The following is a 3,442-nucleotide window of genomic DNA, read 5'->3' on the forward strand; positions in this document are numbered from 1 at the left end:
AGTAGGGGAGTAGGGGAGTAGGGTGGGTTCGAGGGCATTCCAAACATACTCCCTTATTCCCCTACTCCCTTACTCCCATAAATTCTAATTCCCCGACACCAGCGTATCCGTGATCTCAAACCGCTCGGCCTCGCCGATGCGGATCATGTTGAGGCTGCCCTCCCGAGTGAAGCGGAAATTGCTGGGCGCGTCGGAGCTGGCCGGCCGGCCGGCGTCGAAGGCGATGACGCGCGTGCCCCCGTCGGGCCAGGTGATCGTGACGTCCACATTGTCGCTGCCCTTGCGCACGACATTGATCCCGCAACGCGTCATCGGCTCGCCGACATAGCGAGCGCAAGGAATTTCGCTGGCGCCGGGGGCGGAAGCGGGCGGGACGTCAGGCGCCGCCAGCGCCAGTACGTACGCATCCTGCATCGCGGCGTGGCCGATTTCTGCGGCCGATTTCGGCGTGCTTTCGGCTGCCGGACCGGCGCCGCCAAGCCGCGCTGTCAGGTCGGGCGGTGCGACCGGCGGGCTGTTGGCCGAGCCGGTGGCCTGCGATTGATCCGGCGCCGAGGCCTGCCCGGTCTCATTGGCGCTGCCGGTGGAGGCAACCACCGGCGCATCGGCCGGTCTTGGCTCGCCTTCGACATAGGGAGCCGGATTGAGGGGGATGAGATAGCGTGCCGGCGCCCAGCCGCTCAGCTTCTCCTTGCCCGTGCTTTCGACCTTGCACCATTTGTAGCCGTTGATGTCGTTGCAGCCGAGATTGGTGACCATGTCGCCGCTGCTCAGCCGCGCCTCGACCGTGGCGACCGGCGATGCGGTGGTGCGGACTTTGAGAAGGTCGTCCGGTGCCAGGCCGGTGACGACCGAGATGACGAGCTCCGGCGCCTCTTGGGCCATATCTTCAGCCATAGCGGGGGCAATCACCGGCCATGCCGTCATCAACAGCGGAGCCGCAATCAGCGCATGGAGGGTTGTTCGGAGCGTAACTGTGCGCCTCATCGTTTGGCCGTGCGCTGATACCGTGCCGCGGCGGATCGAGCCCGCCGCAAGCCCGGCCGGTTTTATAAGGGACGACGCGGCGCCATGTAAGCCCGAAAATTCGGCTCGCCGTTTCGCCAGCCTCAACCCGGACCGCCGGGCCGTGAGGCAGCTCAGCTGGACGGGCATGAACGCGCAAGAGCGTTCAGCCGGGCATGAACGCAAGAGCGTTCAGCCGGGCATGAACGCAAGAGCGTTCAGCCGGGCAGGGGCATGAAGCCGGTTCTGAGCGCGTGAGCCCATTCCGGCCGGCCCGCCTGTTCGGCTTGCCTGGCGGCCGCCTCGTGGTCGTAGTCGACGGCGATGGCCTCGAAGCGGTCGGGCTGGCCGTTGCTGCCCAAGGTGACGATGCCGTAGCGCGCATACGGCGAGCCCTGCTCGGAGACATGCGCCGGCGGCGTGGAATCGTCATAGGCAGGGCAGCCGATGCTGCCCGGATTGAAGATGACGGGACCATCGGGGACGCGGATCAGTTCCGCGCGGTGGCTGTGGCCGCACAGCGCGATGCGGCAAGCCGGGTCGAGCGTCTTCAGCCGCCGCCGGATCGCCGCCAACGGCGCACGCACCAGCTGGCCATTGACGATGGTATCGGCGAGATATTTCTCGTCATGGTCGGGACGGGCGTGGAAAGCGATGATTCCGGGTGCGATCTCCAGCGTCAGCGGCTGGGCGAAAAGCATCTGGCGTTGCGTCTCGGTCAGCCGCGCCTGCGCATAGACGTCGGAGGGCCACATGGTGTCATCAGCGGGGTCGGCGGCGACACGGCGGCCGTGGTTGCCGCGCACGGTCGGCAGGTTCAGCGCCTCCAACCGCGCAAATGTCTCGCGCGGCCAGAGCGGGCCGGAAACGCTGTCACCGAGATTGACGGTCAGGTCGGCGCCGCCGCGCCGGCGAAGGTCATCAAGCACGGCGTCGAGCGCCAGCACATTGCCGTGGATATCGGCGAGTACGGCGATGCGCATTTTCGGAAGGCTCCTGTGTGACGCCGCTTTTCCTTTTGCCCACGTCCGTGGGGCGAGGAACCCAAGTTCTGCAAGGTCAGGCGTGGATTTCGATGTCGTGGCCGCCGACCGCCGGCAGTGCCGGATCGTCGCCGGCGGCGGCGATGACGCTGTCGAGCAGGCCGGGGAAGCGGGCGTCGAGATCGGCGCGGCGCAGTGTGATCATGCGGTTGGTGCCGACCACCTCGGCGCGGGTGACGCCGGCCTCGCGCAGTTTGGCCAGGTGATAGCTCAGATTGGTCTTCGAGCCGAAATCGAGGAACTGGCTGCAGTTCAGCGGCACGCCCTGCTTGCTGGCGAGATAGCGCACGATGGCGAGCCGGGTCGGATCGCCGAGCACGCCAAGCACGATCGGCAGGCTGATCTGGTCCGTATTGGGGTGTGGCAAGGTCATGGCTCGAAACTAAGCACAGTCGGGTCCGATTTCAACGCATCCATCATTGTTGGCCCGCACGCGGCCTTTCTCCGTCTGGTGCCGATGCTTCCGACCTGTGCTGACACAGGGCTGTCAGGAAGGTTCAGCTATTTTTCCCTGGCTTCATTGACATGATGCCCTATTATGTCCAATTGTTCAATAACTTTTGAACTAAGGACATCCCGCCATGGACAAGCGCCTTTTCTGGCTCGCGCTCGGATCGTTCACGATCTCGACCGAAGGCTTCGTCATCTCCAGCCTTCTGCCCGACATCGCGGCGGATGCCGGCATCTCCATTCCGCTGGCCGGCACGCTGATCACCGCCTTCGCGCTCGCCTATGCGATCGGCACGCCGATCCTGGCGACGCTGACCGGCGAATGGGACCGGCGCCGCGTCATCCTGTGGACGCTGGTGTTCTTCGTGCTCGGCAACATCGCCGCTGCCTTGAGTTCCTCCTTCGAACTGCTGCTGATCGCGCGCATCGTCATGGCGCTGTCGTCGGGCCTGTTCGCCGCAACCGCGCAAGGCACCGCGGTGGCGCTGGTCGATGACCATCACCGGGCGCGTGCCATCGCCGTCGTCGTCGGCGGCACCACGGTGGCCGTTGCCCTGGGTGCGCCACTGGGCGCGCTCGTTGCCACCGTTGCCGGCTGGCGCGGAACTTTTTTTGCCATCGCCGGCCTTGGCGCGCTTGCCGGCGCGATCCTGTGGTACCGGCTGCCGCGGGGCATCGTTGGCACCAGGCTGCCCTTGAAGCGCAGGCTGGCGGCAGCGCTGCGTCCCGGCGTGATGCCGATCCTGTTGACGACAGTGCTGGCGCTGATCGGCGCCTTCACCGTCTTTGCCTATGTCGCGCCGCTTGCCATCGAGGGCGGCGGTCTCAGCCAGATCGCGTTGCCCGGCATGCTGCTCGCCTTCGGCGTCGGCGCCGTCATCGGCAACATTGGCGGCGGCCAGGCTGCCGACCGGTTCGGCGCGACCCGCACCGTCGGCTGGTCG

General features: G+C 66.3%; 4 protein-coding genes. 1 reads left to right on the forward strand and 3 read right to left on the reverse strand.

Annotation, left to right across the window (positions count from 1 at the left end):
• Positions 1 to 84: 84 nt before the first annotated feature.
• The 3 genes from EOB59_RS33460 to EOB59_RS33470 all read right to left on the reverse strand — a co-directional run bounded on the left by EOB59_RS33460 (position 85) and on the right by EOB59_RS33470 (position 2,421).
• Positions 85 to 897 carry an SH3 domain-containing protein gene (locus EOB59_RS33460; RefSeq protein WP_348639553.1) on the reverse strand — a complete coding sequence of 271 codons (813 nt, stop codon included), beginning with the start codon at positions 895 to 897 and terminating at the stop codon, positions 85 to 87.
• 326 nt (positions 898 to 1,223) lie between these two features.
• Complete coding sequence (locus tag EOB59_RS33465) at positions 1,224 to 1,988, reverse strand: metallophosphoesterase family protein (protein ID WP_128290214.1); 765 nt, start codon at positions 1,986 to 1,988, stop codon at positions 1,224 to 1,226.
• Positions 1,989 to 2,064: 76 nt separating this feature from the next.
• Entirely contained in the window at positions 2,065 to 2,421 is a 357-nt protein-coding gene (locus tag EOB59_RS33470; protein ID WP_127260980.1) for a helix-turn-helix transcriptional regulator, read from the reverse strand.
• A 208-nt stretch (positions 2,422 to 2,629) separates the two neighbouring features.
• Between EOB59_RS33470 and EOB59_RS33475 the strand changes: the two genes are divergently transcribed.
• Positions 2,630 to 3,442, forward strand: an 813-nt coding sequence (locus tag EOB59_RS33475) for an MFS transporter (RefSeq protein WP_245486872.1), incomplete at its 3' end; no start/stop codon positions are given.

The sequence above is a fragment of the Mesorhizobium sp. M7A.F.Ca.MR.176.00.0.0 genome, assembly GCF_004023165.1.
Lineage (GTDB): Bacteria > Pseudomonadota > Alphaproteobacteria > Rhizobiales > Rhizobiaceae > Mesorhizobium.